Annotated in this window: 22 protein-coding genes and 1 pseudogene; 11 read left to right on the plus strand and 12 right to left on the minus strand. The window is 69.6% G+C overall.

The features are described from left to right. Positions 1–9: 9 nt before the first annotated feature. Positions 10–3,051, minus strand: coding sequence for an excinuclease ABC subunit UvrA (uvrA, locus tag OG747_RS10560; RefSeq protein WP_405879035.1), 3,042 nt, complete (start codon positions 3,049–3,051; stop codon positions 10–12). 223 nt (positions 3,052–3,274) lie between these two features. Here uvrA and OG747_RS10565 point away from each other — a divergent pair, with 223 nt between their 5' ends. The 5 genes from OG747_RS10565 (at position 3,275) to OG747_RS10585 (ending at position 7,509) form a co-directional block, all read left to right on the plus strand. Continuing rightward, positions 3,275–3,964, plus strand: coding sequence for a maleylpyruvate isomerase family mycothiol-dependent enzyme (locus tag OG747_RS10565; protein ID WP_405879036.1), 690 nt, complete (start codon positions 3,275–3,277; stop codon positions 3,962–3,964). A gap of 9 nt (positions 3,965–3,973) precedes the next feature. After that, complete coding sequence (locus OG747_RS10570) at positions 3,974–4,630, plus strand: MBL fold metallo-hydrolase (RefSeq protein WP_405879037.1); 657 nt, start codon at positions 3,974–3,976, stop codon at positions 4,628–4,630. Between the two features lie 346 nt (positions 4,631–4,976). After that, the gene (locus OG747_RS10575; RefSeq protein ID WP_405879038.1) at positions 4,977–5,861 is read left to right on the plus strand and encodes an ABC transporter substrate-binding protein; all 885 of its coding nucleotides are present in this window, start codon (positions 4,977–4,979) and stop codon (positions 5,859–5,861) included. Then, on the plus strand, positions 5,858–6,760 hold the full coding sequence (locus tag OG747_RS10580) for an amino acid ABC transporter permease (protein ID WP_405879039.1): 903 nt from the start codon (positions 5,858–5,860) through the stop codon (positions 6,758–6,760). Before OG747_RS10575 ends, OG747_RS10580 begins: the two co-directional genes overlap by 4 nt. Further along, on the plus strand, positions 6,757–7,509 hold the full coding sequence (locus OG747_RS10585) for an amino acid ABC transporter ATP-binding protein (RefSeq protein WP_405879040.1): 753 nt from the start codon (positions 6,757–6,759) through the stop codon (positions 7,507–7,509). Before OG747_RS10580 ends, OG747_RS10585 begins: the two co-directional genes overlap by 4 nt. A gap of 24 nt (positions 7,510–7,533) precedes the next feature. Here OG747_RS10585 and OG747_RS10590 read toward each other — a convergent pair whose 3' ends face one another. Both OG747_RS10590 and aroQ read right to left on the minus strand, forming a co-directional pair. Further along, positions 7,534–9,294, minus strand: coding sequence for an ankyrin repeat domain-containing protein (locus tag OG747_RS10590; RefSeq protein ID WP_405879041.1), 1,761 nt, complete (start codon positions 9,292–9,294; stop codon positions 7,534–7,536). Between the two features lie 60 nt (positions 9,295–9,354). Continuing rightward, positions 9,355–9,828: a type II 3-dehydroquinate dehydratase gene (gene aroQ / locus OG747_RS10595; RefSeq protein ID WP_405879042.1), complete on the minus strand. Its 474-nt coding sequence runs from the start codon at positions 9,826–9,828 to the stop codon at positions 9,355–9,357. A gap of 184 nt (positions 9,829–10,012) precedes the next feature. Here aroQ and OG747_RS10600 point away from each other — a divergent pair, with 184 nt between their 5' ends. After that, entirely contained in the window at positions 10,013–11,305 is a 1,293-nt protein-coding gene (locus OG747_RS10600; protein ID WP_405879043.1) for an MFS transporter, read from the plus strand. 7 nt (positions 11,306–11,312) lie between these two features. Here OG747_RS10600 and OG747_RS10605 read toward each other — a convergent pair. From OG747_RS10605 to OG747_RS10630, 6 genes and pseudogenes are all read right to left on the minus strand, one after another. Next, positions 11,313–12,383: pseudogene (locus tag OG747_RS10605) on the minus strand (calcium:proton antiporter). 366 nt (positions 12,384–12,749) lie between these two features. After that, positions 12,750–13,739: a TerC family protein gene (locus tag OG747_RS10610; protein ID WP_405879044.1), complete on the minus strand. Its 990-nt coding sequence runs from the start codon at positions 13,737–13,739 to the stop codon at positions 12,750–12,752. A 296-nt stretch (positions 13,740–14,035) separates the two neighbouring features. Then, the gene (locus tag OG747_RS10615) at positions 14,036–16,060 is read right to left on the minus strand and encodes a TerD family protein (RefSeq protein ID WP_405879045.1); all 2,025 of its coding nucleotides are present in this window, start codon (positions 16,058–16,060) and stop codon (positions 14,036–14,038) included. A gap of 45 nt (positions 16,061–16,105) precedes the next feature. Continuing rightward, positions 16,106–16,684: a TerD family protein gene (locus tag OG747_RS10620; protein ID WP_405879046.1), complete on the minus strand. Its 579-nt coding sequence runs from the start codon at positions 16,682–16,684 to the stop codon at positions 16,106–16,108. Positions 16,685–16,842: 158 nt separating this feature from the next. Then, positions 16,843–18,972 (minus strand): excinuclease ABC subunit UvrB, encoded by a 2,130-nt coding sequence (uvrB, locus tag OG747_RS10625; RefSeq protein ID WP_405879047.1) that lies wholly within the window; start codon positions 18,970–18,972, stop codon positions 16,843–16,845. A 40-nt stretch (positions 18,973–19,012) separates the two neighbouring features. Beyond that, the gene (locus OG747_RS10630; RefSeq protein WP_405879049.1) at positions 19,013–19,879 is read right to left on the minus strand and encodes an MHYT domain-containing protein; all 867 of its coding nucleotides are present in this window, start codon (positions 19,877–19,879) and stop codon (positions 19,013–19,015) included. 280 nt (positions 19,880–20,159) lie between these two features. On the opposite strand from OG747_RS10630, the gene OG747_RS10635 reads away from it, so the two are divergent. Then, positions 20,160–21,029: a glycerophosphodiester phosphodiesterase gene (locus tag OG747_RS10635; protein WP_405879050.1), complete on the plus strand. Its 870-nt coding sequence runs from the start codon at positions 20,160–20,162 to the stop codon at positions 21,027–21,029. A 92-nt stretch (positions 21,030–21,121) separates the two neighbouring features. Next, positions 21,122–21,676 (plus strand): methylated-DNA--[protein]-cysteine S-methyltransferase, encoded by a 555-nt coding sequence (locus tag OG747_RS10640; RefSeq protein ID WP_405879051.1) that lies wholly within the window; start codon positions 21,122–21,124, stop codon positions 21,674–21,676. Positions 21,677–21,888: 212 nt separating this feature from the next. On the opposite strand, the gene OG747_RS10645 is transcribed toward OG747_RS10640, so the two are convergent. Further along, positions 21,889–22,251: a cupin domain-containing protein gene (locus OG747_RS10645; protein WP_405879052.1), complete on the minus strand. Its 363-nt coding sequence runs from the start codon at positions 22,249–22,251 to the stop codon at positions 21,889–21,891. Positions 22,252–22,316: 65 nt separating this feature from the next. After that, positions 22,317–22,745 (minus strand): VOC family protein, encoded by a 429-nt coding sequence (locus OG747_RS10650; RefSeq protein ID WP_405879053.1) that lies wholly within the window; start codon positions 22,743–22,745, stop codon positions 22,317–22,319. 97 nt (positions 22,746–22,842) lie between these two features. On the opposite strand from OG747_RS10650, the gene OG747_RS10655 reads away from it, so the two are divergent. Both OG747_RS10655 and OG747_RS10660 read left to right on the plus strand, forming a co-directional pair. Beyond that, positions 22,843–23,748, plus strand: coding sequence for a pseudouridine-5'-phosphate glycosidase (locus OG747_RS10655; protein ID WP_405879055.1), 906 nt, complete (start codon positions 22,843–22,845; stop codon positions 23,746–23,748). A 35-nt stretch (positions 23,749–23,783) separates the two neighbouring features. After that, positions 23,784–24,737, plus strand: a complete 954-nt coding sequence (locus OG747_RS10660) for a carbohydrate kinase family protein (RefSeq protein WP_405879056.1) — start codon at positions 23,784–23,786, stop codon at positions 24,735–24,737. Between the two features lie 5 nt (positions 24,738–24,742). Here OG747_RS10660 and OG747_RS10665 read toward each other — a convergent pair whose 3' ends face one another. Then, positions 24,743–25,534 carry a methyltransferase domain-containing protein gene (locus OG747_RS10665; RefSeq protein ID WP_405879057.1) on the minus strand — a complete coding sequence of 264 codons (792 nt, stop codon included), beginning with the start codon at positions 25,532–25,534 and terminating at the stop codon, positions 24,743–24,745. Positions 25,535–25,834: 300 nt separating this feature from the next. Here OG747_RS10665 and corA point away from each other — a divergent pair, with 300 nt between their 5' ends. Then, complete coding sequence (gene corA, locus OG747_RS10670) at positions 25,835–26,962, plus strand: magnesium/cobalt transporter CorA (protein WP_405879058.1); 1,128 nt, start codon at positions 25,835–25,837, stop codon at positions 26,960–26,962. Positions 26,963–26,971 lie beyond the last annotated feature (9 nt).

Below are 26,971 nucleotides of genomic sequence, written 5' to 3' on the forward strand. Positions count from 1 at the left end.
CTGGTTGGCTCAGGCCTTGCGGGCCCGCGTGGTCTTCTTCGCGGGAGCCGCCTTCTTCGTGGCCGTCGTCTTGGTGGCCGCGGCGGCCTTCTTCGTGGCCGTGTTGTTGACGGCCTTCGTGGTCGTCTTCTTGGCCGTCGACTTGGCCGCAACCGCCTTCTTGTCCGCCGTCCTGCGGGGGGCCGGCACGGAGGCGGCGTCGCTGACCCGGTCCGCGCCCAGGACCTCGCGCAGGAACTTGCCCGTGTGGCTGGCCGGAACCCCGGCGACCTGCTCGGGCGTGCCCTCGGCGACGACGAGACCACCGCCGTTGCCGCCCTCCGGGCCCATGTCGACGACCCAGTCGGCGGTCTTGATGACGTCGAGGTTGTGCTCGATGACGATGACCGTGTTGCCCTTGTCGACCAGGCCGGAGAGCACCGTAATGAGCTTGCTGATGTCCTCGAAGTGCAGACCCGTGGTCGGCTCGTCCAGCACATACACCGTGCGGCCCGTGGAGCGCTTCTGCAGCTCGCTCGCGAGCTTGACGCGCTGGGCCTCACCGCCGGACAGCGTCGGCGCGGACTGGCCGAGCCGGACGTAGCCGAGACCGACGTCGTTGAGCGTCCGCAGGTGGCGGGCGATCGCGGGGACGGCCTCGAAGAAGCCGAGGGCCTCCTCGATCGGCATGTCGAGGACCTCGGAGATGGACTTGCCCTTGTAGTGGACCTCCAGGGTCTCCCGATTGTAGCGCGCCCCGTGGCAGACCTCGCAGGGGACGTACACGTCCGGCAGGAAGTTCATCTCGATCTTGATGGTGCCGTCGCCGGAGCAGTTCTCGCAGCGGCCGCCCTTGACGTTGAAGGAGAAGCGGCCGGGCAGATAGCCCCGCACCTTCGCCTCGGTCGTCTCCGCGAACAGCTTGCGCACGTGGTCGAAGACTCCGGTGTACGTCGCCGGGTTCGACCGGGGGGTGCGGCCGATGGGCGACTGGTCGACGTGCACGACCTTGTCGACGAGGTCGTCGCCCTCCACGCGCGTGTGCCGCCCGGGGACGCTCCGGGCGCCGTTGAGCTCGCGCGCCAGGTGTGTGTACAGGATGTCGTTCACGAGCGTGGACTTGCCGGAGCCCGAGACACCGGTGACCGCCGTGAGCACGCCCAACGGGAAGGACACGTCGATGTCCTGGAGGTTGTTCTCCCGGGCGCCGTGCACCGTGAGCCTGCGGCCCGGGTCTGCCGGTCGGCGGAGGTCCGGGAGCGGGATCTCCCTCTTGCCCGACAGATACTGGCCGGTCATCGACTCGGCGTTGGCGAGCAGTTCCTTCAAGGGGCCGCTGTGCACGACCTTGCCGCCGTGCTCGCCCGCGCCGGGACCGATGTCGACGACCCAGTCGGCGACCTTGATGGTGTCCTCGTCGTGCTCCACGACGATGAGCGTGTTGCCCATGTCGCGCAGTCGGACGAGGGTCTCGATCAGCCGGTGGTTGTCGCGCTGGTGCAGGCCGATGGAGGGCTCGTCGAGAACGTACAGGACGCCGACGAGACCGGAGCCGATCTGGGTGGCCAGGCGGATGCGCTGGGCCTCGCCTCCGGAGAGGGTGCCGGCCGCGCGGTTCAGCGACAGGTAGTCGAGACCGACGTCGACCAGGAAGCGCAGCCGTTCGTTGACCTCCTTCAGGACGCGCTCGGCGATCTTCTTGTCGCGCGCGTCGAGCTTCAGCTCGCCCAGGAACTCCGCGCAGTCGCTGATCGACATCGCGGAGACTTCGGCGATCGACTTCTCCATGACGGTGACGGCGAGGATGAGCGGCTTCAGACGCGTGCCCTCGCAGGTGGGGCAGGGCACCTCGCGCATATAGCCCTCGAAGCGCTCGCGGCTGGCGTCGCTCTCGGCCTCGCTGTGCCGCCGCTTGACGAACGGGACGGCCCCTTCGAAGGGCGTGGTGTAGACGCGCTCGCGGCCGTACCGGTTGCGGTAGCGCACCTCGATCTGCGTCTTGTGGCCGTAGAGCAGGGCCTTCTTGGCGCGCTGCGGGAGACCGGCGAAGGGGATGTCGGTCCGGAATCCCAACGCGTCGGCAAGGGCTCCGACGAGCCGCCCGAAGTAGTCCTTGGTGTGCCCGTGCGACCAGGGGTGAATGGCACCCTCGTCGAGGGACTTGTCCTCGTCGGGGACGATCAGCTCGGGGTCGACCTCCATGCGCGTACCGATACCGGTGCACTCGGGGCAGGCGCCGAAGGGCGAGTTGAAGGAGAAGGAGCGGGGCTCCAGCTCCTCGAAGGACAGGTCGTCGTACGGGCAGTACAGGTGCTCCGAGTACATGCGCTCGCGCTCGGGGTCGTCCTCGGGGAGGTCGACGAAGTCGAGCACGACCATGCCGCCGGAGAGCCCGAGGGCGGTCTCCACGGAGTCGGTGAGGCGGCGCTTGGCGGAGTCCTTCACCGTGAGGCGGTCGACGACCACCTCGATGGTGTGCTTCTCCTGCTTCTTCAGCGTGGGCGGCTCGGTGAGCTGGATCGTCTCGCCGTCGACCCTGGCCCGGCTGTACCCCTTGGTCTGCAGATCGGCGAAGAGGTCGACGAACTCGCCCTTGCGCTCGCGCACCAGCGGCGACAGGACCTGGAAGCGGCTCCCCTCCGGCAGCTCCAGAACCTTGTCGACGATGGCCTGCGGCGACTGACGCGTAATGGGACGACCGCACTCGGGACAGTGCGGCTTGCCGATGCGCGCGAAGAGCAGACGCAGATAGTCGTAGACCTCGGTGATGGTGCCGACCGTCGAGCGCGGGTTGCGCGAGGTCGACTTCTGGTCGATGGAGACCGCCGGGGAGAGGCCCTCGATGAAGTCGACGTCCGGCTTGTCCATCTGGCCGAGGAACTGCCGGGCGTACGAGGACAGTGACTCCACGTAGCGCCGCTGCCCCTCGGCGAAGATCGTGTCGAAGGCCAGCGAGGACTTGCCCGACCCCGACAGGCCCGTGAAGACGATGAGCGAGTCGCGCGGGAGGTCGAGCGAGACATTCTTCAGATTGTGCTCGCGCGCTCCACGGACGATGAGACGGTCGACCACGCCGGTCCGCACCTTTCTTGAGAGAAGTGACAGGGGCCGAGGCCCCCGTCTTTCCCAGACTAGGGGGAGCCACTGACAGCGCCGGTTGCTTTCCCTGGTTCACAACAATCCCGGACCATCCAGCATGCCCGACGCCGCACCCGAGGGTATAGCACGTGCATTCGATTTGCGGACGTGGTCGGCCACCTTCACCCGTACGTGTGGCGGGGTTAGGGTCGGCCGCATGATGGATCATGTGCGCGACCTGGCGTCTGTACGTGACGCGACCGAACGACTGCTCAACGCAGCCGCCGAAATGGACAACGCTTCCGTGGCCGAGCCGTCACGGCTGCCCGGCTGGAGCCGGGGCCATGTATTGGCCCACCTCGCCCGTAACGCGGACGCGCTCGTGAACGTCCTCGCCGGGCGCCCCATGTACGCCTCCGGGAACGCCCGGGACGCCGACATCGAACGGGACGCGCCGCGCCGCCTCGACGTACAGCTCGCGGACGTGCGGGAGAGCGCGGTCCGGTTCCAGGAGGCGGGGGCCGCACCCGCGGACTGGTCGCGCACGGTTGAGCTGCGCAACGGGGTCATGGACACTGCGGCCCGGGTGCCGTTCCGGCGCTGGGTCGAGGTCGGGCTGCATCACGTGGATCTGGGGATCGGCTACGAGCTCGAAGACCTTCCGGAGGAGTTCGTGGAGCGGGAGACCGAGTTCCTCGCCGACCGCTTCACGGGGCACCCCGAGGTGCCGTCCACGAGGATCACCTGCGGCACGCGCGCGTGGAGCACGGGACACGACGCCGAGGGCGGGCCCGAGGTCACCGTGACCGGTCCCGCGCCGGCGCTGCTCGGCTGGCTCTGCGGCCGGCGCGACGGCTCGGGGCTGAGCACCGACGGCGGGCCACTCCCCGCGCTTCCCCCGCTATAGGCTGCCGTCATGACCTACAGCGGAACGGTGAAGGTCGGCGGACCTGCCGATGTGCACGAGCTGCAGAACCTGATGATCTCCAAGGTCGCGGTCGGCCCGATGGACAACAACGCCTATCTGCTGCGTTGCCGGGCCACCGACGAGCAACTGCTGATCGACGCGGCCAACGACGCCGGCACCCTGCTCACGCTGATCGGTGACGACGGCATCGCGTCCGTCGTCACCACCCATCGGCACGGCGACCACTGGCAGGCACTCGCGGAGGTCGTGGCGGCCACGGGTGCCCGCACCTACGCGGGCCGGGACGACGCCGAGGGCATCCCGGTCCCGACCGACGTGCTCGTCAACGACGGAGACACGATCCGGGTGGGTCGCGTGGAGCTCACCGCGCGCCATCTCGTGGGACACACGCCGGGCTCGATCGCCCTCGTCTACGACGACCCGCACGGGCACCCCCACGTGTTCACGGGGGACTGCCTCTTCCCTGGCGGCGTGGGCAACACGCGCAAGGACCCCAAGGCGTTCGCCAGTCTCATCCACGACGTCGAGACGAAGATCTTCGACGTGCTGCCGGACGAGACCTGGGTCTACCCGGGGCACGGCAACGACACGACGCTGGGCGCCGAGCGTCCGCATCTTCCGGAGTGGCACGCGCGCGGTTGGTGAATACGCGCCCCGTGTGAACCGAGCGCACGCGCCGGTGCCACGCGCGCGCTCCCGGCGCGCGCCGTGGCGTAGTCCACTGAAAGCAGCCCCGCACAGGGTGATGGCTCCTGATGCGGAACGGGCCGCCGGCCTTTCGATCCCCGCCCTCGGCCGGCGGCCCCGGCGAAGTCCCCGGTACGACAGCCGGCCGGGCTCCGCGGCAGGGCAGCCGGCCGGGCTCCGCGGTAAGACGTCTCGGCCGGGCTTCCCATCGAGCGTTCACGAGACCGCAACACACGTTCCCACTATGCGGACATTTACCGCTGTGACCTCGACAAACGGCATGGTGCACTGTCACTCTCCCGCCATGCATCTCGCCCCACGCACCCTGCGCCGCGCCGCCTCCGCCGCCACCGTCGCCCTGCTCGCCGTCGCTGTGGGCTGTGCCCCGCAGCCGGAGGACAAAGCCTCCGCCAAGGCCTCCGGGACAACCGGGAAAGCCTGCGCGAAGGGCGCGTTGGGCACCCAGACGTCCGGCAAGCTGACGATCGCCACCGACGAGCCCGCGTACGAACCGTGGTTCAAGGACGACAAGCCCGCCAATGGCAAGGGCTTCGAGTCGGCGGTCGCGTACGCCGTGGCGAAGCAGCTCGGCTACGACAAGAGCAAGGTCGTCTGGCAGACCGTTCCCTTCAACAAGGCCTTCGCACCCGGCGTGAAGACCTTCGACTTCGACATCAACCAGGTATCGATCAGCGCCGAGCGCAAGAATGCCGTGGACTTCTCGTCCGGCTACTACGACGTCCGCCAGGCCGTCATCGCGCTGAAGGGTTCCAAGGCCGCGAAGGCGAAGAGCATCGCGGATCTCAAGGGCGTCAAGCTGGGCGCCCAGGTCGGCACCACCAGCCTGAACTACATCAACGACGTGGTGAAGCCGACCCAGCAGCCGGCCGCGTACGCGAAGAACGACCAGGCCAAGTCCGCGCTGAAGAACGGCCAGGTCGACGCCATCGTGGTCGACCTGCCGACCGCCTTCTACATCACGGCGGCCGAGGTGACGGACGCGAAGATCGTCGGGCAGTTCGAGAACACCGGCGGCACGCCCGAGCAGTTCGGGCTCGTCCTCGACAAGGGCAGCGCCCTGACCTCGTGCGTGACGAAGGCCGTGGACGCCCTGCGCCAGGACGGCACGCTCGCCTCGATCGAGAAGCAGTGGCTGTCCGAGGCCGTCGACGCTCCGGTGCTCAAGTGACCGTCACCAAGGAGGAGTCGGGAGAGGACTCCGGCGAAGGCGACATGCCCGAGGCGTACGTCCCGTCGCGGCGGCGGATCGATCGGGAGCGCTACAAGCGCACCCGCGCCCGCCGCGCGACGGCGATCGCCGCGCTCTCCACCCTCGTCACCGGTGTCGTTCTGTACCTCGTCGTCGTCAACGCGCCCGGCTGGCCGCGCACCAAGGAGACGTTCTTCAACGGGCAGTACGCGCGCGAGGCCTTCCCCAAAGTCCTCGAAGGACTGTGGCTGAACGTTCGCCTGCTCCTGATATGCAGCGTCGCCGTCCTCGTCCTGGGCATGCTGATCGCGATCGCCCGCACCCTGCGCGGCCCGGTGTTCTTCCCGATCCGGGCGCTGGCCGCCGCGTACACGGACTTCTTCCGCGGACTCCCGCTGATCATCAACCTGATGATCGTGGTTCTGGGAGTCCCCGCGCTGCGGCTGCAGGGCGTCACCGTGGACCCGGTGCTGCTCGGCGGCACGGCGCTGACGCTGACGTACTCGGCGTACGTCGCCGAGGTGTTCCGCGCCGGCATCGAGTCCATCCATCCCTCGCAGCGCGCCGCGGCCCGCTCGCTGGGGCTCACCAACCGGCAGGCGCTGCGGTACGTCGTCCTCCCCCAGGCCGTACGCCGCCAGGTGCCGCCGCTCCTCAACGATCTGGTGTCCCTCCAGAAGGACACCGGGCTCGTGTCGATCGGCGGCGCGGTCGACGCGGTGCGGGCCGCGGACATCATCGTGGGCCGCAGCCTCAACTACACGCCGTACATCGTCGCGGGACTGGTCTTCGTCGCGCTGACCATTCCGATGACCCGCTTCACGGACTGGATCACGGCCCGGATGGACCGCCGACGGGCCCAGGGAGGGACCATATGACCAGCACTCCGGTGCTGCGGATGGAGTCCGTCCGCAAGACCTTCGGCGACTCGGTGGTGCTGCGAGACGTCGACCTGGCGGTCGCCCCGCACACGGTGACCGCACTGATCGGTGCCTCCGGCTCGGGCAAGTCGACCCTGCTGCGCTGTGCGAACCTCCTGGAGGAGATCGACGACGGCGCGATCTGGCTGGACGACGAGGAGATCACCGACCCGCGGGCCGACCAGGACGCCGTGCGCCGCCGGATCGGCGTGGTCTTCCAGGCGTACAACCTCTTTCCTCACATGACCGTCCTGGAGAACATCACGCTCGCCCCACGCCGCGTGCACGGTGTGGGCCGCGCCGAGGCCGAGGCGCAGGCCCGTGAGCTGCTCGACCGGCTCGGGCTCGGCGCCAAGGCGGGCGAGTACCCGGACCGGCTCAGCGGCGGTCAGCAACAACGGGCCGCAATCGTCCGCGCGTTGGCCCTACGCCCCCGGCTGCTGCTCCTCGACGAGATCACCGCCGCCCTCGATCCGGAGCTCGTGGGCGAGGTCCTGACCGTCGTCCGGGACTTGAAGGACGAGGGCATGACCATGGTGCTGGCCACGCATGAGATGGGCTTCGCACGCGAGGTCGCGGACCAGGTCTGTTTCCTGGACGGCGGTGTGGTCCTGGAGCGCGGCACGGCCGAGGAGGTCTTCGGGAACCCGCAACAGGAGCGCACACAGCGGTTCCTGCGCCGGATCGTGGAGGCGGGGCGGCTCTGACACACGCCTTGGTGGTGGCGCGGATCAGCCCAGCAGTTCGCTGCCCTCGGGTATTTCCGCCCAGCGCCGCGGCGGCCCCTCGACCGCGCGGCGGTCGGTGACACGTACGCCGCCCATGTGCGAGGCGTACGCGACTTCGTGGGCGCCCCACATCCCGGACGACTTGTTCCACCACCAGAAGCGGTACAGCCAGTGGAGATCGGGCTCGTCCCCGAACACTAGGCCGATCTCCTCGTGCCGCTCGCTGCGGCCGTCGCGCGAGAAGTCGCCGAAGGTGCCTCCTTTGGCGTTGAAGTAGAGCCCGTAGGCGGTGGTGCCTGGTGAGAGGGCGTTGAGCACCTCCGGCGTGCTCACTCGGTAGTGGGTGGGCTGTAACAGCACGCATCCGCCGGGTACTCCGGTGATGCCCACGAAGCGCTCGGCAAGCTCGTGGTCGTCGGGATCGAACCCGTGGGGCCCGGTGCCGTACGGACCCGGCTCCCGGTCGAGATCGAGTACGGGAGTGGCGGCCGGATCGGCGCCCAGGCGGCGTATCGCCGTCTCCTCGTCGATTCCTGCCACGAAGGCGATCGAGTGGCCCTCGAGATACAGGTCGCGGAAGACGGCGGCCCTGCGGTCGGCGTCCTCCTGCGCCGCACGCTCCTCCGGAGTGAGCGGCACGGCGTTAGACAGCGCCTCGAACAACGGGGCCAGCTCCGTGGTGAGAGCGAGACGGCCCGGTGACCGGCCGCCCGTCTGGGGGCTCCACGCGTCCGCGCCCGCGGCGAGCAGCAGCTCGGCGGCCTCCCTCCGGCCGTGGCAGACCGCCTCCCACAGCGGGGTGCGTCCTTCCCGCGCTGCCACGTCCACATTCTCGACGTGTCGCAGGAGTTCGGCGACGACCTCGGGCGCGCCGTGCTCCGCGGCGTGGTGCAGTGGGGTCTCCCAGGACCAGGAATCGAGTTCCGCCAGCGGATCGGCGCCGTGCGCGAGGCGTGCCCTGACCAGGTCGACGTCCTGCCATCCGGCGCGTCCCATGGCCTCCCAGTCCCCTCGCTCCCGCTTGGGTGGAGGCGGATCGGCCGGCCGGCCGCCGCGTCGCCCCGCGGGGCCGACGACGGTCCGCGCCATGATCTCCGAGGGGTCCGCGCTGAGGATAATGAAGGCCTTCGGTTCGCCTCCGTGTTCCTCTGGGGGCGGCGGCGCGGCCTCCGGCCAGATCCGCACCGCGTCGGCGGCCGCGGCCCGCAGCGCCGTCGCGTCGACGTCCGTACGCGTTTCGGGCACGCCCTGGTCGGGCCATTCGGCCACCAGCTGCATGAGCCCCTCCGGGGGCAACTGCGAGAGATGCAGCTCGACTTGGTAGTGGAATCCGCCGCCACTTCCACCGTGCAGTCGGAGAGCGGGCCGCGGGGACCCCTCCGGGGACGCGGGCCATGGGTGGCCGTCGAGAGTGGTGATCCGCCGTCCATCGGAGAGCAGCAGGCCGAAGCGGAGGGCTCCGGCGCCGGCTCGGCCCGCCCCGAAGTGGACGGGGTGCGACGGCCCGTCCCGGCGGATGGACCGCAGGAAGACGCCCAGCCGGAGGGTCACCGAACCGGGCCACACCTGCCAGTCGGTGAGCATGATGCGCACGTCGGGTCCGGCGCCGACCTCGATGACCTGCGGCAGCTGGGCGGCCACGAACCAGTTCGCGGGGGCTAACGACTCGTCCACATCCGGTCGGTAGCCAGCTAGTCGGTGGTGCGTCTCGGGCTGCGTCTCGTCGGGTGGGTCGGGTGCGATCAATCCGTCGAAGAAATTCATGACTTGATCGTGGCACCCACCACTGACAATCGGACTCTGAACGTCCGCTTGCCCTTGCCGTCAGGCCTCTGCCTGTCCCGTTCCCGCCAGCGCCGCGACCCGCTCCACCGCGAACGCGTATCCCTGCACCCCGCACCCCGCGATGACCCCATCAGCCCGCAGCGAGACGTACGAGTGGTGCCGGAACTCCTCGCGCTGGTGGATGTTGGAGATGTGGACCTCCACCACCGGCAGTCCGTCACAGGTGTTGAGCGCGTCCAGGATCGCGACGGAGGTGTGCGAGTAGGCGGCCGGATTGATCACGATCCCGGCGTGGTTGAGACGCGCCTCGTGGATCCAGTCCACCAACTCGCCCTCATGGTTGGACTGCCGGAAGTCCACCGTGCCGCCGTGCGCCGCCGCCGCCTTGGCACACAGGACCTCCACGTCAGCGAGCGTGTCGGAGCCGTAGATATCCGGCTGGCGCTGCCCGAGGAGGTTCAGATTGGGCCCGTTGAGGATCATGATCGGGGCGTTGGCGAGAGTGCGGGGCACGGTTCCTCCGGTCCTTCCAGGTCTGCGGCCCGTTGAGGACCGCTGCTCAGACCCGGTTTATCACGGTGCGGCGCGGGGGTGACGGCCCGTACCACGCCACGCTCCCGCACGCCCCCCGTAACCCTTGGTCACCATGGGTAGTTGACGCGGCATGCACGACGTACGCACTGTAAGGGCGCCCTCCATGCTCCGGCTCGCGGCCGCCTCGCTCGCCGGGACGGCCATCGAGTTCTACGACTTCTTCGTCTACGGGACCGCGGCCGCACTGGTCCTCGGCCCTCTGTTCTTCCCGACGTTCTCGCCACTGGCGGGGACGCTGGCGGCCTTCGCGACGTTCGGCGTCGGGTTCGTCGCCCGCCCGCTCGGCTCGGTGCTGTTCGGGCACATCGGGGACCGGCGCGGGCGGCGGCCGGTGCTCGTCGCCTCGTTGTTGCTGACCGGCGCGGCGACCGTCGCGGTCGGCTGCGTACCGACGTACGACTCGATCGGCACGGCCGCTCCCGTGCTCCTTCTTGTGCTGCGTTTTCTGCAAGGGCTCGGACTCGGCGGGGAGTGGGGCGGGGCGGTGCTGCTGACCGCCGAGCACGCGCCCGCCGAGCGGCGCGGGCTGTGGTCGAGCTTCCCGCAGATCGGCCCTTCCGCGGGGTTCGTGCTGGCCAACGGTGTGATGCTGGTGCTGTCGGCGACGCTGACCGACGCGCAGTTCGCGGCGTGGGGGTGGCGGGTGCCGTTCTGGGCGGCGGGTGCGCTCGCGGCGGCGGGGCTGTGGCTGCGCAGTTCGCTCGCGGAGAGCCCGCGTTTTCTCGAAATGGAGGACCACGCGCGCTTGCCGCTCGCCGAGGTGGTGCGCGACCACTGGCGGCTCGTCCTGCTGACGGCCGGTGGGCTCGCGGTCGGCTACGCGGTGTTCTACGCGGTGACGACCTGGGCGCTCGCCTATGGCGTCGAGCGGCTCGGTGTGAGCCGTACCGTCATGCTGGCCTGCATCATGGCCGCCGTGGTGGTGAAGGGCTCCCTGACGCCCGTGGTGGCCCTTCTCGGCGACCGGTACGGGAGGCGGCCCCTGTGTCTGGCGGGCTGTACGGGCGCGGCGCTGTGGATGTTCCCGATGGTCGCGCTGCTGTCGACCGGCGAACCCCTGCTGATGTTCCTCGGTTTCCTGGTGGCGCTGCTCGCGTTCATCACGATGTTCGCCGTGATCGCCGCGTATCTGCCGGAGTTGTACGAGCCGCGGGTGCGCTGCACGGGCGCGGCGGTGGGCTACAACCTGGGTGGGGTCCTCGGGGGCGCGCTCACACCCATCGTGGCGACGGCGGTGGCCGAGGGAGAGCAAGTTCCCTGGGGGGTGGCCGCGTATCTGACGGGGATCGCGCTGCTCAGCCTGGGGTGCTTCGCGCTGCTGCCGGAGACCCGGCCGGCCGTCGCACCGACGACGGAGGGAGCGTCGGCGACTCAAGGAGCGTCGGCCGCCGAGTGAGCACCAGTCACCGGAGGAGCATCGGCCAGGGATTGACCGCCAGCTCCAAGTACACCGCGAACACCACCAGATGCACGCCTCCCTGGAGAGGGGTCGCGCGCCCGGGAACGACCGTCAGGGAGCTCACCACCACGGTGAGCACGAGCAGCACCATGTAGGTGGGGCCGAGGCCGAGCACAAACGGTCCGGAGAGCCAGACGGGTGCCAGGGCGACCGCCGGGATCGTCAGACCGATGCTGGCCATCGCGGAACCGAGGGCGAGGTTCAGACTGGTCTGCACCCGGTCGCGGCGGGCCGACCGGAGCGCGGCGATGGTCTCGGGGAGCAGCACGAGCAGCGCGATGATCACATCTACCACGGACTGCGGCATGCCGGCCGCCTCGACCCCGGACTCGATGGTGGGCGACACGCCCTTGGCGAGGCCGACCACGCCGACAAGGGCCAGGTCGAGCAGCCCCAGACTGATCCCGGCGGCACGGGCGGACGGGGCGTCGGCGTGCTCGTCCGCGTCGATCACCACGCCCTGGCGGGTGATCGGGAGAAAGTAGTCGCGGTGCCGCACGGTCTGGGTCGTCACGAACAGGCCGTACAGGACCAGTGAGGCGAGCGCGGCGAAGGTGAGCTGGGCCGTGGAGAACTCCGGACCCGGCTTGCTGGTGGTGAAGGTCGAAGACCAGGCTGAGCGTGGCCGGCGTCGCGACGGTGGCCAGGGCGGCGCCGGTGCCCTCCGCGTTGAAGACGGCGAGCCCGTGGCGCAGGGAGGCGACGAGCAGGCACAGTCCGGCGATGCCGTTGCAGGTGATCATCACGGCCGCGAACACCGTGTCACGCGCGAGGCTCGAGGTCTTGTCGCCGCCGTCCGCCATCAGGGTGACGATGAGGGCCACCTCGATGATCGTGACGGCGACGGCGAGGACGAGGGGACCGAAGGGTTCGCCGACCCGGTGCGCGACCACCTCGGCGTGGTGGACGGCGGCCAGCACCGCTCAAGGTCGCGCCCCCAGGTGAAGACCAGAAGGATCACCGCGGGCACGACCGCCGTCCACTGCGCCAGGAGTGATCGGAGCCGAACGATCACGCAGCGATCGTCGCAGGCGTGGGCGGGCCCCGCATTCCGATGGTCACCCAAGCAATCCGGGAGGGGCACGCGGCCATGCGCACCGCACCCCTCCCGGGAGTGGTGGTCGCTGCCTCTGAGGTGATCAGACGTCGATACCGTCCTTCGGAGCGTCTCTGATTGGCTGGGTGATCCCAAGTGTTGCTGGGTGCAAGCCCATCGCCTTCGTGCCCTGGGGCTGACGGCAGGAGCCGTCAGCCCGCGCGGCGCGTCCCTCCGGACGCTCGTCGGCCCAGCCCGCACAGCTATGGGACCGAGGAGGGTGCCAGACGTCGCCTGGACACCAGGCGTGCGTGTGGCAGCCTGTCACCGGTTCGTTACGGATAGCTAATCCACCTGGAGAGCCTTCGGAGCACCCTCCGACGCTTCCTGCGCCGCCTGCTTCTTGGAGGCCATCAGGCTGGTGATCGTGGTGACGACGAGGACGGCGCCGATCACGCCGAGCGAGACCGGGATGGAGATCTCGGGGACGTGGACGCCGGACTCGTGCAGTGCGTGCAGCACCAGCTTGAGGCCGATGAAGCCCAGGATGACGGACAGGCCGTAGCTGAGATGGACCAGCTTCTTGAGCAGGCCGCCGATCAGGAAGTACAACTGGCGCAGACCCATCAGTGCGAACGCGTTGGCCGTGAAGACGATGTACGGGTCCTGGGTCAGGCCGAAGATCGCGGGGATGGAGTCGAGCGCGAAGAGCACGTCCGTGGTGCCGATCGCGAGCATCACGACAAGCATCGGCGTCATGACGCGCTTGCCGTTCTGCTCGATCCACAGCTTGGTGCCGTGATAGCGGTCGGCCACGCCAAAGCGCTTCTCGGCGGCCTTGAGCGGCTTGTTCTCCTCGAACTCCTCCTCCTGCCCGTCGGCCCGGGCCTCCTGGATCAGCTTCCAGGCCGTGTAGATGAGGAACGCGCCGAAGATGTAGAAGACCCACGCGAAGCTGGAGATGATCGCGGCGCCGGCGGCGATGAAGATCGCGCGCAGGACGAGCGCTATGAGCACACCGACGAGGAGCACCCGCTGCTGGTACTGCGAGGGCACCGCGAACTTCGCCATGATCAGGACAAAGACGAAGAGGTTGTCGACGCTCAGCGACTTCTCGGTGATGAAGCCGGCGAAGAACTCACCGGCGGGCCGGCCGCCGGAGAAGACGAGCAGTCCCAGTCCGAACAGTCCGGCCAGGACGATCCAGACGATCGTCCAGATTCCTGCTTCCTTGATCGATACGTCGTGCGGCTTGCGGCCGATCAAGAAGTCGATCGCGACGAGGGCGGCAAGGCCCACGATCGTGAGGACCCAAAGGGTCACGGAAACATCCACTGCGCCTCCGGCAGTACGTAACGGCAAATACCAGCGTCGTCGCTGCCGGAGGTCTCTTCCACCCGCTGACGGACGTGACGTGTGATGCGTCCGCCGTCCACGGGCCGACGCCCCGGGATCTGGCCAGATCCGTATTGACGGGTGCGCCGCAGCAAGTAGGGAGTACTCCCCTCCGTGAGAAAGAGAGTACCCGAATCATCAAGGAAAGGTAAAGAATTTAGCAAAAAGAAGGCCAACTCCGCTGGTCAGAGGCCTTTACGGATGCTTGGTGAAGTCCTCCATGAGGTCAGCGGTGGTCAGCGGTTCCAGGGGCGGCGGGCTACAGCCACTTGGGAGAGCACCTGCTGGAGCACCTGGCTGCCCGGCGGGACGAGCGCGGGCTCATACGTCCAGGCATGTCCCACCCACGGGTCGGCGAGATGGTCGTCGGGTACAGGGGTGAGTCGCAGCAGTGAACGCCAGAGGGGGTCGAGCAACGGCCCGTAGGCGGCGGCGTCCTCCCGGTCGGCCACCATCATCAGATGGACGCCGACGGCCGGGCCCTCGTCCGCGAGATAGCGCAACTGCGTCACGGCGCGGTCGTCGAAGCCATGCGGGAAGTCGTTGACGATCAGCAGTTGCTCGGCGGTGTCGAGGTCCGGCGGCAGCGAGTCGGCCGCTCCCCCGCGCACCGCCATCTGCACCAGGTCGACGCGCTGGGTGAGCCGGGCAAGGACATCGGCCACGCCTGCGGCTCCGGCGGCGGGCGGCCCGTCGAGCACCCCGGAGGCCACCAGGGGCGCGAGGGACGAGGCTCCCGAGCCGGCCGGGTCGATGACGTGCACCGTGAACTCGCCCGCAGGGTAGACGGCGAGCAGCCGCGCGGCGTGTGCCACCGCCGTGTCCATGGCGAGGCGGCGCAGCTCGTCGGAGTCGGCGAGCGAGTCCTCGAGGTCGGCTCGGCCGCTGTCGATCCACAGGCCGCGCTCGAGCGGCAGCCTGACCAGCATCGGGATGCTCAGACCCCCGCTCTCGGGCAGATGGAGGTCGCCGAGGCGCACGGCCATGGGGATCTCCATGGGCACCTGGTATCCGTGCCAGACCGGGTTGTCCCAGCGTGCGTACGCCGCGGGCAGCGCGGGCTCGACCACCTCGGCCTCGGCGGTGAGCTGCGCGAGGTCCCGGTCGAGCGCCGCGCGGGCCTGGTCGACCAGGTCGGCGTGCTTGGCCTGGGCCGCCTCGCGCGCCGCGTCGCCCTGCCCGCCGATGCGGCTGCGCGGGTCGGACAGGGCCTTGTCGAGCTCTTGTTCCATGCGCGAGTCGGCGAAGTCGACGGCACTGCGGTACGCGGCCGTTGTGCGCGCCAGGTCCTCGAACATGCCCCACACCTGGTTGTAGAGCCGCTCCTCCATCGACCAGCCGGTTGCATCGCCCGCGACGGGCTGCGCCGGCTGTCCGGGCGGAGCCGGTGGTGCGGTCGGTGGGGGCGGAGGCGGCGCGGCGGTCTGTCGGCCGGGGTGGCTGTAGTCGACCGGACCGCCGGCGGGTGCGGACGGCTGGGTGACGGCGGAGGGGCCGGCGGGCTGTGCGGGGCCGCCCGGGTAGCCCGTCTGCGGCGCCGTGGCTCCTTCCGGACCCGGCGTGTCGTACTGGGACTGTGGCGGCGGTACGGTGCCGGAGGCGCCCTGGGGTCCCGTGTACGGCTGGTCCGGTCCCGGGGCCGAGGCGGCCGCCTGCCGTGAGCGGTCCGCGTCCGCCGTACGCGCCGGGGGCGGCGACACCGAGCGGGCCAGGCCCTGGGCCACCGCCTCGTTGATACTGCGCGCGAGCTGCTGGGCCTCGGGCAGGCCCTGGTCGGCGAGGAGTTCGGCGAGGCCGCCCGCGTACCCCTGGCCGACCGCGCGCACCTTCCAGGCGCCCTGTCTGCGGTAGAGCTCCATGGCGACGACAGCCGACTCGGCGTCCAGACCGGTGATGGTGTAGCTGGCGACCTCGGAGCCGTCGAGGCCGGTGACGGCCACGAAGGGGGCGGCGACGGCGCCGAATCGCACCGGTCCGCCGACTCCCGTCGGCAGGGCGAGCAGCACATGGACGCGGTGCACGGTCCCCGGCAGGGCCTCCAGGTCGAAAGCGAGGCGGTGGTCGGCCGCCGCCTGCTTGGAGACCTTGAGTCCGGGCAGCGTGGGCGCGCCCGGGTGGGCCACCCATTCGACACCTCGGACCTTGCCCTGCTCGTCGCCGAGTGTGACCCCGGCCACGATCGGCCGGCCGGCCGATACGCGGACCTCAAGACGGACCTGGGAGAGCGGGTGGTTCTGCCCCCGAACCAGCTCGGCCGTCATCGCCTTGTCCCCCTGTGTCGCTTCGTGTGCCGCGTGCCGGGCCGCCTACAGGTGCGGCAGGATCGCGGGCATCAGGTCCTGGAAGGTACGGCCGTTGGCCGGTGTGCCGAGGGCCGTCATCTGCCAGCCCGAGCCCGCGCGGTGCACCTTCGCCATGATCTGGGCGGTGTACTGGCCGCCGCCCGCCAGTGTGTAGCGGGCGAGCTCCTGGCCGTTGGTCTCGTCGACCAGACGGCAGAACGCGTTCTGCACTTCCTGGAACGTCTGGCCCGTGAAGGAGTTCACGGTGAAGATGATCTGGTCGATGTGGACCGGGACCCGCTGCAGGTCGACGAGGATCGCCTCGTCGTCGCCGCCCTGGCCCACGCCGCCTACCAGGTTGTCACCGGTGTGCCGCACGGAGCCGTCGTCGCTGACGAGGTGGCGGAAGAACACCACGTCGACGGGCTGCTTGTCCGCGAACAGCACGGCGGAGGCGTCGAGGTCGATCTCCCGGGTGCGCGAGCCGAACAGGCCGCGCCGGGGGGCCGCCTGCCAGCCGAGACCCATGCGCACCGCGGTCAGGGTGCCCCCGTCGTTCTTCTGCAGACTGATGGCCTGACCCTTGGTCATGTTGACCGTCACGCGCTGTCCCCTCTCGAGCTGTCCCCTGTTGCCGCGGAGTCCGCGGATGACCAGAACACTACGCAGCGCCACTGACAGTGCCGAACCCTGGGACGCGCTTTGTGTCGGTCTTGCAACACATCGCGCATCCGCCGAGGTCCGGCATGGTCGGCGGGACGTCAGGCCAGGCCTGCCTCCTTCATCTGGCGCAGTTCCTTCTTCATCTCCGACACCTCGTCGCGCAGCCGGGCCGCGATCTCGAACTGGAGGTCGGCCGCGGCGGCCCGCATCCGCTCCGTCATCTCCTCGATCTGCTCGGCGAGTTCGGCCGCGGGGCGGTCGGTGGGCACCGTCGCCTTGGCCTTGCCCTTGGCGGACTTGGCCGCCTTGCCACCGAGCGAGGGCACGGGGGCCTTGGCTCCCTTGCCGTCCTTCCCCTTGCGATAGCCGGAGCCGAGCAGCTGCTCGGTGTCGACGTCCTCGCGGGCGATCTGCGCCACGATGTCGTTGATCTTCTTGCGGAGGGGCTGCGGGTCGATGCCCTTCTCCTTGTTGTACGCGACCTGCTTCTCCCGGCGGCGGTTGGTCTCCTCGATGGCCTTTTCCATCGCCGGGGTGATCCGGTCGGCGTACATGTGGACCTGGCCGGAGACATTGCGCGCCGCGCGGCCGATGGTCTGGATCAGCGAGGTGCCCGAGCGCAGGAAGCCCTCCTTGTCGGCGTCGAGAATCGACACCAGGGAGACCTCGGGCAGGTCGAGGCCCTCACGCAGCAGGTTGATGCCGACCAGGACGTCGAACTCGCCCGCGCGCAGCTCGCGCAGCAGCTCGACGCGGCGCAGGGTGTCGACATCGCTGTGCAGATAACGCACCTGGATGCCCAGCTCCAGGAAGTAGTCGGTGAGGTCCTCGGCCATCTTCTTGGTGAGCGTGGTGACCAGGACGCGCTCGTCCTTCTCGGTGCGCCCCCGGATTTCGTGCACCAGGTCGTCGATCTGGCCCTCGGTGGGCTTGACGACGACCTCGGGGTCGATCAGGCCGGTGGGGCGGATGATCTGCTCGACGAAGCCGTCCCCGCGGGAGAGCTCGTACTTGCCCGGGGTCGCCGAGAGATAGACGGTCTGGCCGATGCGCTCCTGGAACTCCTCCCACTTCAGGGGGCGGTTGTCCAGGGCGGAGGGCAGCCGGAAGCCGTGGTCGACGAGGGTGCGCTTGCGGGAGGCGTCGCCCTCGTACATCGCGCCGATCTGGGGCACCGTGTTGTGCGACTCGTCGATGACGAGCAGGAAGTCGTCCGGGAAGTAGTCGATCAGCGTGTTCGGCGCGGAGCCGGGCTCGCGGCCGTCGAAGTGCATCGAGTAGTTCTCGACGCCGGAGCAGGAGCCGATCTGGCGGAGCATCTCGATGTCGTACGTGGTGCGCATGCGCAGGCGCTGGGCCTCCAGGAGCTTGCCCTGCTTCTCCAGCACGGCGAGGCGCTCCCCCAGCTCCTTCTCGATGTCATTCACGGCGCGCTCCATGCGCTCGGGGCCCGCCACGTAGTGGGACGCCGGGAAGACGTAGACCTGGCTGTCGTCGCTGATGACCTCGCCGGTGAGCGGGTGCAGCGTGGAGAGGGCCTCGATCTCGTCGCCGAACATCTCGATGCGGACGGCGAGCTCTTCGTAGACCGGGAAGATCTCGATGGTGTCGCCGCGGACGCGGAAGGTGCCGCGGGCGAACGCCATGTCATTGCGCGTGTACTGGATGTCGACGAAGCGGCGCAGCAGGTCGTCGCGGTCGATCTCGTCGCCGACCTTGAGGCTGACCATCCGGTCCACGTACTCCTGCGGCGTACCGAGGCCGTAGATGCAGGAGACCGAGGCGACCACGACGACATCACGGCGGGTGAGCAGCGAGTTGGTCGCGGAGTGGCGCAGGCGCTCGACCTCCTCGTTGATCGAGGAGTCCTTTTCGATGTAGGTGTCCGACTGCGGGACGTATGCCTCGGGCTGGTAGTAGTCGTAGTACGAGACGAAGTACTCAACCGCGTTGTTCGGCAGCAGCTCGCGGAACTCGTTGGCCAGCTGGGCGGCCAGCGTCTTGTTCGGCGCCATGACGAGCGTGGGGCGCTGGAGTTTCTCGATCATCCACGCGGTGGTGGCGGACTTTCCGGTGCCGGTCGCGCCCAGCAGGACTACATCCTTCTCACCTGCGCGGATGCGCTTCTCCAGGTCGGCGATGGCCGCCGGCTGGTCACCGCTCGGCTGGTAGGGACTGACGACCTCGAAGGGCGCCACCGAACGTTCGATCTTTGATACGGGCCGCATGGGTTCCACCGTACGACCCCGCACTGACAACGGGCTCGGATCACCAGTTCTGGGGGGTGCGGGAGCTGCGGTGTCCGCGGTCCCGGCCGGTGCGGGGCAGGGGACGACGGCCGGCGTACGGGGCCGTGGAGTGGGCCGGTACGCCGGGCCGGTGCTGCGTGGGGGTCCAGTCGGGTTTGCCCATGACCATCAGCGGATCGAACATCACGACAACGCCGGCCAGGCACAGGAAGACCAGCGGACCGATCATCATGGGCGCAAGGAGCGCGGCGGCCGAGTCGCCGCCGGGGCTGCTGGACGTGCCGTGCAGATGGACGCTGAGGGCGGCCATGCCCGTGTAGTGCATGCCGCTGACTGCCAGCCCCATGACGAGACTGGCGCCCACGCTCCAGAGGAATCCCCGGACCTGCCCCGCCGCCCACAGGGCCGCGGTGGCGGCGACGACGGCTATGACCACCGAGGCGGAGACGGTGAGGGTGTTGTATTCGAGTTTCCCGTTGAGGCGCATGCCGGCCATGCCCAGGTAGTGCATCGAGGCGACTCCCAGACCGGTGATGGTGCCCCCGGTGAAGAGCGCCGTTCCGGTGGCACCCCGGTATCCGACAATGAAAATCCCGATGCCGACCATCACGATGGCCACGCCCAGGCTCGCGAACGTCGTCGGCTTGTCGTAGTGGACCGGGGTCTCCTTTACGGAGAACCCCATCATTGCGATGAAATGCATGGTCCATATGCCCGAGGCGATCGCGGCCGAGCCGAGCGCGAGCCAGCCGGCCCGCCAGGAGTGGGCGACGAGCATCGATCTGGTGGTGCAGCGCAGGCCGAGCGCTCCGCCCAGGCAGGCCATGACATACGCCACCAGCGGCGTGACGAGTCCGTAACTGAAGCCGTCGACCGTGCCCTGCATGCGCGGCTGCCCTTCCCGCCCTGTTACACCCAAAATTCCCGGAAATGCCCCCCACCCTCAAGACCGTAAGAACGGCCAGGGTCGAGGCAGAGAGTATGACCCTCACCTGAATGGTCGAACGATTTTCCAGCAAAGAATCACGACCTCGCCCCACTTGTGCAACGCCAGTGAGCGGACTTGGTGAACTCCATTCAATCCGTGTCCATCCCCCACCCCTGCCTCGTTGACTCTCTGCTGTCACTGTTGAACTGTCCGTGATCGCTCGACGTGAGGAGTACGTATGCACGCGCGCGTTGCCGCCGCCACGACCGCCGCGCTTTTCGGGGGCACCGTCCTGATACTGCCGACCCCTCACGCCCTGGCCGGCTCCCCAAGCACGGTGGTCGTCTCGCACCGCGGTGCGTCGGCCTACGCGCCCGAGAACACCCTCGCCTCCATCGACAAGGCGGCGGCGATGGGATTCAGCTGGGTCGAGAACGACGTCCAGCGCACCAAGGACGGTGAACTCGTCGTCCTCCACGACGCCTCGCTGGCGCGTACGACCGACGTCAAGAAGGTCTATCCCGGCCGGGCCCCCTGGAAGGTCAAGGACTTCACCGCGGCGGAGATCGCGCGTCTGGACGCGGGGAGCTGGTTCGGCGGGCGGTACGCGGGCACGCGCGTGCCGACGCTGAAGCAGTACATGAACCGCGTCTCGCACAACCACCAAAAGCTCGTCCTGGAGATCAAGAACCCCGAGCTCTATCCAGGCATCGAGCGGCAGACCCTCAAGGTCCTGAGCAACGAGGGCTGGCTCGATCCGGACCACCTCAGGCACCGGTTGGTCGTCCAGAGTTTCAGCGCGCAGAGCGTGCGGACGGTCCACGAGCTGCGTCCCGGGATCACGACGGCCTTTCTGGGCACGCCGCCGGTCACGCGATTGCACGAGTACGCGCGATTCGCCGACCTGATCAACCCGGACCACGCCTCCCTCTCGTCCACGTACATCTCCGCTGTCCACGGGTTCAAGGGACCGCACGGCAGACCGATGCAGGTCTTCGCCTGGACCGTCGACGACGCGGACACCGCTCGGCGCCTGGCGGGCTACGGCGTGGACGGCGTCATCACGAACAAGCCCGACGTGATCCGGAGCGCTCTGCAGCAGAGCTGACCGGGCTCTCGTGGGCCTCTCGCCCGTGGTGCGGACGCCGGGCGGCGTCCGCACCACGGGCGTTGTCAGTGGCGGGCCGTACGGTGGATCGCATGGACAGCCATGGGCAGGACGAGCAGCGGGTCGTGTGGACCGTCGGCGGCACGGACATCGGTCCGCTGCTGCTGGCGGCGACGCACGACGGCCTGGTGAACGTGGTGTTCCACGCCACCGACGCGGTGCGCGACAAGGCGCTGGAGCGGCTCGCCGCGCGCCTGGGCACCGAGCCGGTCGAGGCACCCGGATCGCCGCTCCTGGCCGAGGCGATACGCCAGGTCGGAGCGTACTTCGCGGGCGAGCGGCGTGATTTCGAGCTGCCGCTGGACTGGTCGCTTATCTCCGGGTTCAACCGCCAGGTACTGCGCGAGCTGGCGTCCGGCGTCGCGTACGGCGCGGTCGTGGGCTACGGCGACCTGGCCCGGCGGGTCGGCCAGCCGGGCGCGGCACAGGCCGTGGGCGTGGCGATGGGGTCGAACCCGCTGCCGGTCGTCGTGCCGTGCCATCGAGTGGTGGAGAGCGACGGCGGCATCGGGGGGTTCGGGGGCGGGCTGGAGACCAAGCGGAAGCTGCTGGCGCTGGAAGGGGTGCTTCCGGAGCCGTTGTTCTGACGGTACGGGGCCTGTCTCCGGGTGAGGGGAGTGCTCGGCGCTGCCGCCGGGCACGGCGGGCGGCCACCACGGGCAGACGCCGCGGGTCTCGTCGTGGCCGCAGGCAAGTTACGGGTACAGGGGCTGAACCGTGTCACGACGTGTGTGCTGATGCCGCTGGGCCGACCGACGCCGTTCACGCGGGGCCGAGCCCTCGGTGAGCACCAAGGGCTTCAGAGACTGATGTGGTACGCCTTGCGCAGCGTCTCGTGCACGGTCCATGTCGTACGGTCGCCCTCGCGCAGCACCGTCGCGTCGCCCGGGCCCACCTCGAGGACGTCGCCGCCCTCGACCTCGATCGTGGCACGGCCACTGACGACCACGAAGAGCTCGTTCGCCTCCGTGTCGGTCACCACTCCGGGCGTGATCTGCCAGATGCCGCGCAACTGCTTGCCGTCGGCCGACTCCCAGAGCACCTTGCCGGTCACCACCGGGTCACCGGAGACGATCTGGGCCGGGTCCAGCGGCTCCGGCTCGAGTTCGGCGTCGGGGATGTGCACGGCGAAGGACGGGGTGGCCTGGGTGTTCATGGTCATGAGCCGTCACCTTAAGGGCAGCCGAGAAGCGCCGCGTATGGGGCCCCTCCTTTCCTGCCCGAGGGCTACTCGTAGTGCCGTGCCTCGAAGACATTCCCGTCCGGGTCTCGGAAGTAGAAGCTGCGCTTGGCCATTCCCCGGGCGCCGAAGGAGTCGTACGAGAAGCCCGAAAGGGGAACGGACCGCTCCTCCAGGCGGGCCCGCAGCGCGTCGAAATCGTCTTCCCGCAGGGACACGCACACGTGGTTGACCGGGTGCCCCGCGCTGTCCGCGGCTCCTGGGACCACGTTCATGTACGCGGCCATGGGAAGCGCCATGAGGTCGAAAATGGTCCCTTCATTGAGGCGTACGGAGGGGAACGGCGCCTTTCCCGCGGCGTACTCGGTGACCCGCAGGGGTTCCAGGCCGACCGTCTTCTCGTAGAAGTCGGCCGAGGCGACCGGATCACGCACCCACAGGACGACATGGTCAAGACATGGCGAGTTGTCCGTCATGCCCCCAGGCTGGTGTCGTACGCCGCAGCTCGCAAGGGTTTGGCCGGGCGCGCCGCCCGCCAGAGATGAGGAAAGGCGACAGTCAGGAGGCAGGCGCGTGATCGTGGTGTCCGAAGAGGTGCGGGAGGCGCTCGACGCGCGCCGGCCGGTGGTGGCCCTGGAGTCGACGATCATCGCGCACGGGCTGCCCCGCCCGCGCAATCTGCAGGTCGCGCTGGAGCTGGAGGACGTCGTACGACAGGAGGGCGCCGTACCCGCGACGATCGCCGTGCTGGACGGGCGGCCCCATGTCGGACTGGACAAGGAACAGCTGGAGCGGGTCGCGAACGAGGACGGGATCCGCAAGCTGGGGCACCGCGACCTGCCGCTCGCGGTGGCGGCCGGCGCGAGCGGTGCGACGACCGTGTCCGCGACCGCGCTGCTGGCCGCCCTCGCGGGCGTGCGGGTGTTCGCGACGGGCGGGCTCGGCGGGGTGCACCGTGAGTGGACGGTGACGCAGGACGAGTCGGCCGACCTGGGCCTGCTGGCGCGTACCCGGATCACGGTGGTGTGCGCGGGCGTCAAGTCGATCCTGGACGTGCCGGCGACGCTGCAGCGACTGGAGACGCTGGGCGTCGCGGTGGCCGGGTACGGCACCGATCACTTCCCGGGCTTCTATCTGTCCGACTCCGGGTATCCGGTGGACTGGACGCTGGACTCCCCCGGGCAGGTGGCGGATGTCATGCGCGCACAGGACGCGCTGGACGGCCCGGAATCCGCGCTCATCGTCGCGAATCCGGTCCCCGAGGAGGAGCAGCTCGATCCCTCGCTCCACGCGCGCGTGCTCGCCGACGCGCTGCAGGCGTGCGAGGCGGAGGGCGTGACCGGGCAGGCCGTGACGCCGTTCCTTCTCGACTATCTGGTGCGGCACACCGACGGCGCGTCGCTGAGCGCCAACCTGGCGGCGGTGCGCGGCAACGTACGACTGGCCGGACGGATCGCGGCGGCCCGGGCCGGGGCGTGAACGGGACGGATCGCGGCGACGGCCCGGGACAGGGCGTGAGCCCGGCGGGCCGGGGCGGTGCCGGGCGAGGCGCGGGCGCTGCGACGGGAGCGCTACTCGTCGTCGGTGACGTGGTCACGGACATCGTCGCCCGGCATCGCGGGCCGCTCGCGGCAGGCACCGACACGGCCGCCGCGATCCGGACCCTGCCGGGCGGGGCGGGCGCCAACGTCGCATGCTGGGCAGCACATTGGGGCTGCGCGGAGGTGCGGCTGCTCGGCCGGGTGGGGGCGGACGCCGTCACATGGCATGAACGCGAGCTGGCGGCCTGCGGCGTACGGCCCCTCCTCGTCGTCGATCCGCAGGCGCCGACGGGGACGGTGATCTGCCTGGTGGACCAGGGTGCCTCGGCCGAGCGGACGTTCCTCACGGACAGCGGGGCCTCCCTGCGGCTCGACCCCGACGACTGGTCGCCCGAACTGCTCGACGGTGTCGCGCGGCTGCATCTGTCGGGCTATCTGTTCTTCTCCGAGCCGAGCCGGGCGCTGGTGTCGGTGGCTCTGGAGTCGGCACGCGCGCGTGGCGTACCGGTGAGCCTGGACCCGGCATCGGCGGGGTTCCTCACGGAACTGGGCGTGGACCGCTTCCTCGCGCTCGCCGAGGGCGTTGACCTCCTGCTGCCCAGCCGCGACGAGGCGTTCCTGCTGACGGGCCTGCCCGACCCGGCGGACGCGGCGGCCAAGTTGAGCCGCCACGTCCCGCTGGTCGTCGCCAAACAGGGCGCCGACGGAGCCCTGGTGGCCCGCTCGGGCGCCGTACGGGCCCACGTCCCGGCGGCGCCCGCGACGCCCCGCGACACCACGGGCGCCGGAGACGCCTTTACGGGAGCCTTCCTCGCCGCCCTGCTGGCAGGCGCCGAGCCCGAGGAGGCGGCGGTGGAGGGCTGCCGAGCGGGGGCGATGGCGGTGGAGCGGGTAGGGGGGAGGCCGGCGGGCGCGGCAACCCCGTAGCCGCCCTACCTGCGCCCCCACGCCGAGATCATCGGCGCGGTCGCGAGATCCATCGAGCCGGAGGCCACATTGGTCAGGTGGCGGTCGATGTCCTGCTGGGTGGCGAGGCCCGCGGCGACGAGCTGGTCGCGGATCTGACTGATCGTCGCGGACTCAAGGGCGGCACAGGCGGGCGAGGTGACGGGGAAGTACGCGTCGGCCTCCACCTCGCGCAGCCCCGCCGCACGCAGCAGGCGCGGAAGTTTGCGGCCGTAGGAGAGGTCGGCGCCGCGCTCGGCGAGCAGCTTGCGGAAACCGTGGCGCAGCCGGTTGGCGAGCTGTTGCTCGGGGCCGTGCTCGTCGGGGCAGAGCAGGGGCTGCAGGGCGGGGTCGGCGTCCTCGACGAGAAGCCGGCCGCCGGGCCGCAGCGCCTTGACCATCGACCGCAACGCCCGCTCCCGGTCCGGCACATGGACCAGTACGAGCCGCGCGTGCACGAGGTCGAAACCCTCCCCCGGCGGTTCCTCGGCGCCCACGTCGTGCACACGCACTTCAACCGGTGGGCGGGCCGCCGAGGCCGCCCATGACGTGTCGATGTCGGTCGCGACGACCCGCCCGGTCGGGCCGACCTTCTTGGCCAGCCACGACACCACGGACGTGCCGCCCGCACCGACCTCCCAGCAGCGCCAGCCGGACCCGATGCCGAAGCGTTCGATGTGCCGGAAAGTCGTGGGGTCGAAGAGTGTGGCGAAGGCGTCAAAGCGCTGTCCCGCCTCGGTCTGCCGGTTGTCGAGGAGATACTCGTCGGTTCGCGTCATACCTGGATCATCCCAGTTGGCCCGCTTGTCCGGAATCGCCGACGCTCCCGTTGCCCGCACCCGCGTATCGCCGGGGGCATCGGCCCCGCGCAGCCCGCGCCTGACGCTCCGCCACAAGTCTTACCCGGTCCCGCCCGGTCCCGCCCGGCCGCGCTCGACCGGGCTCGACCGGGCTCAACCCCACAAAAGGAAGTGGAAGGTTCCGTTCCCACAGGCTTTCTCGGAGATCGAATTCGCCTGGCAGACTGGCACGCCAGGGCGCAGAGTACGGCGCGGGGAGATCCACGCAAGGAGATCCGGATGTCCATGGCAGGGAATCTGCGGAAGGTCACGAGCCTCGGCAAGGTCGGTGGCCTCCGCAAGGTGGCGCGACTGGCCCGGCGGCGTACCCGTGTCGACCTGAGTCACCCCGCCCGGTCCCCGCTGGGCTCCGCGGTGGTGAACTGCGTGGCGTACCAGGACGGCGCGAGGGTCCCGGGCGGCCGCGATCTGGTCGAGACCGTGGAGCGGATCCGCAAGAGCGACGAGGGCTTCGTCTGGCTCGGGCTGCACGAGCCGACGGGCCGGGAGTTCGCCGGCATCGCCGACCTCTTCGACCTGCACCCGCTGGCCGTCGAGGACGCGGTGGAGGCCCATCAGCGACCGAAGTTGGAGCGGTACGGCGAGACGCTGTTCGCGGTGTTCAAAACGGTCTGCTACGTCGAGCACAAGGAGCTGACGACGACCAGTGAGGTGGTGAACACCGGCGAGATCATGGCCTTCGTCGGGCCCGACTTCGTCATCACCGTGCGACACGGACGGCACGGGTCGCTGGGGCCACTGCGCGAGGAGTTGGAGGCCGACCCCGGCCAGCTCGCCAAGGGTCCGGCCGCGGTGCTGCACGCGATCGCGGACCACGTGGTCGACGACTATATGAACGTCACGGACTCGGTCCAGGAGGACATCGACAAGGTCGAGGCCGATGTGTTCGCCGAGAACGGCGCGCGGGCCGATGCGGGCCGCATCTACCAGCTCAAGCGCGAACTCCTCGAGCTGAGGCGGGCTGTGGTCCCGCTCGCCCGCCCGGTCCAAGAACTCGCCACCCGGCCGGTACGGGTGGTAGCCCCGGAGATACAGGCGTACTTCCGGGACGTCTCCGACCATCTGCTGCGGGTCACCGAGCAGATCGCCGCCTTCGACGAACTGCTCAACTCGATCCTGCAGGCGCACCTCGCGCAGGTGACGGTGGCGCAGAACGAGGACATGCGGAAGATCACGGCATGGGCCGCCGTCATCGCCGTACCGACCATGGTCTGCGGGGTGTACGGCATGAACTTCGACAACATGCCGGAGCTGCACTGGAGGTTCGGCTACCCCATAGTCATAGCCGTGATCACCGTCGCCTGTCTCGTCCTGTACCGGGGATTCCGGCGCAACGGCTGGCTGTGAGAACACGCT

The organism is Streptomyces sp. NBC_01384 (genome assembly GCF_045040035.1).
GTDB lineage: Bacteria > Actinomycetota > Actinomycetes > Streptomycetales > Streptomycetaceae > Streptomyces.

What these genes read in the sequence shown, in the direction of transcription:
- corA (WP_405879058.1), top strand. Translation starts at nt 25,835, where the DNA reads ATGTCCATGGCAGGGAATCTGCGGAAGGTCACGAGCCTCGGCAAGGTC.
- OG747_RS10570 (WP_405879037.1), top strand. Translation starts at nt 3,974, where the DNA reads ATGACCTACAGCGGAACGGTGAAGGTCGGCGGACCTGCCGATGTGCAC.
- uvrB (WP_405879047.1), bottom strand. Translation starts at nt 18,972, where the DNA reads ATGCGGCCCGTATCAAAGATCGAACGTTCGGTGGCGCCCTTCGAGGTC.
- OG747_RS10585 (WP_405879040.1), top strand. Translation starts at nt 6,757, where the DNA reads ATGACCAGCACTCCGGTGCTGCGGATGGAGTCCGTCCGCAAGACCTTC.
- OG747_RS10600 (WP_405879043.1), top strand. Translation starts at nt 10,013, where the DNA reads ATGCTCCGGCTCGCGGCCGCCTCGCTCGCCGGGACGGCCATCGAGTTC.
- OG747_RS10575 (WP_405879038.1), top strand. Translation starts at nt 4,977, where the DNA reads ATGCATCTCGCCCCACGCACCCTGCGCCGCGCCGCCTCCGCCGCCACC.
- OG747_RS10640 (WP_405879051.1), top strand. Translation starts at nt 21,122, where the DNA reads ATGGACAGCCATGGGCAGGACGAGCAGCGGGTCGTGTGGACCGTCGGC.
- OG747_RS10630 (WP_405879049.1), bottom strand. Translation starts at nt 19,879, where the DNA reads ATGCAGGGCACGGTCGACGGCTTCAGTTACGGACTCGTCACGCCGCTG.
- OG747_RS10590 (WP_405879041.1), bottom strand. Translation starts at nt 9,294, where the DNA reads ATGAATTTCTTCGACGGATTGATCGCACCCGACCCACCCGACGAGACG.
- OG747_RS10635 (WP_405879050.1), top strand. Translation starts at nt 20,160, where the DNA reads ATGCACGCGCGCGTTGCCGCCGCCACGACCGCCGCGCTTTTCGGGGGC.
- OG747_RS10650 (WP_405879053.1), bottom strand. Translation starts at nt 22,745, where the DNA reads ATGACGGACAACTCGCCATGTCTTGACCATGTCGTCCTGTGGGTGCGT.
- OG747_RS10615 (WP_405879045.1), bottom strand. Translation starts at nt 16,060, where the DNA reads ATGACGGCCGAGCTGGTTCGGGGGCAGAACCACCCGCTCTCCCAGGTC.
- OG747_RS10665 (WP_405879057.1), bottom strand. Translation starts at nt 25,534, where the DNA reads ATGACGCGAACCGACGAGTATCTCCTCGACAACCGGCAGACCGAGGCG.
- OG747_RS10645 (WP_405879052.1), bottom strand. Translation starts at nt 22,251, where the DNA reads ATGACCATGAACACCCAGGCCACCCCGTCCTTCGCCGTGCACATCCCC.
- OG747_RS10565 (WP_405879036.1), top strand. Translation starts at nt 3,275, where the DNA reads ATGATGGATCATGTGCGCGACCTGGCGTCTGTACGTGACGCGACCGAA.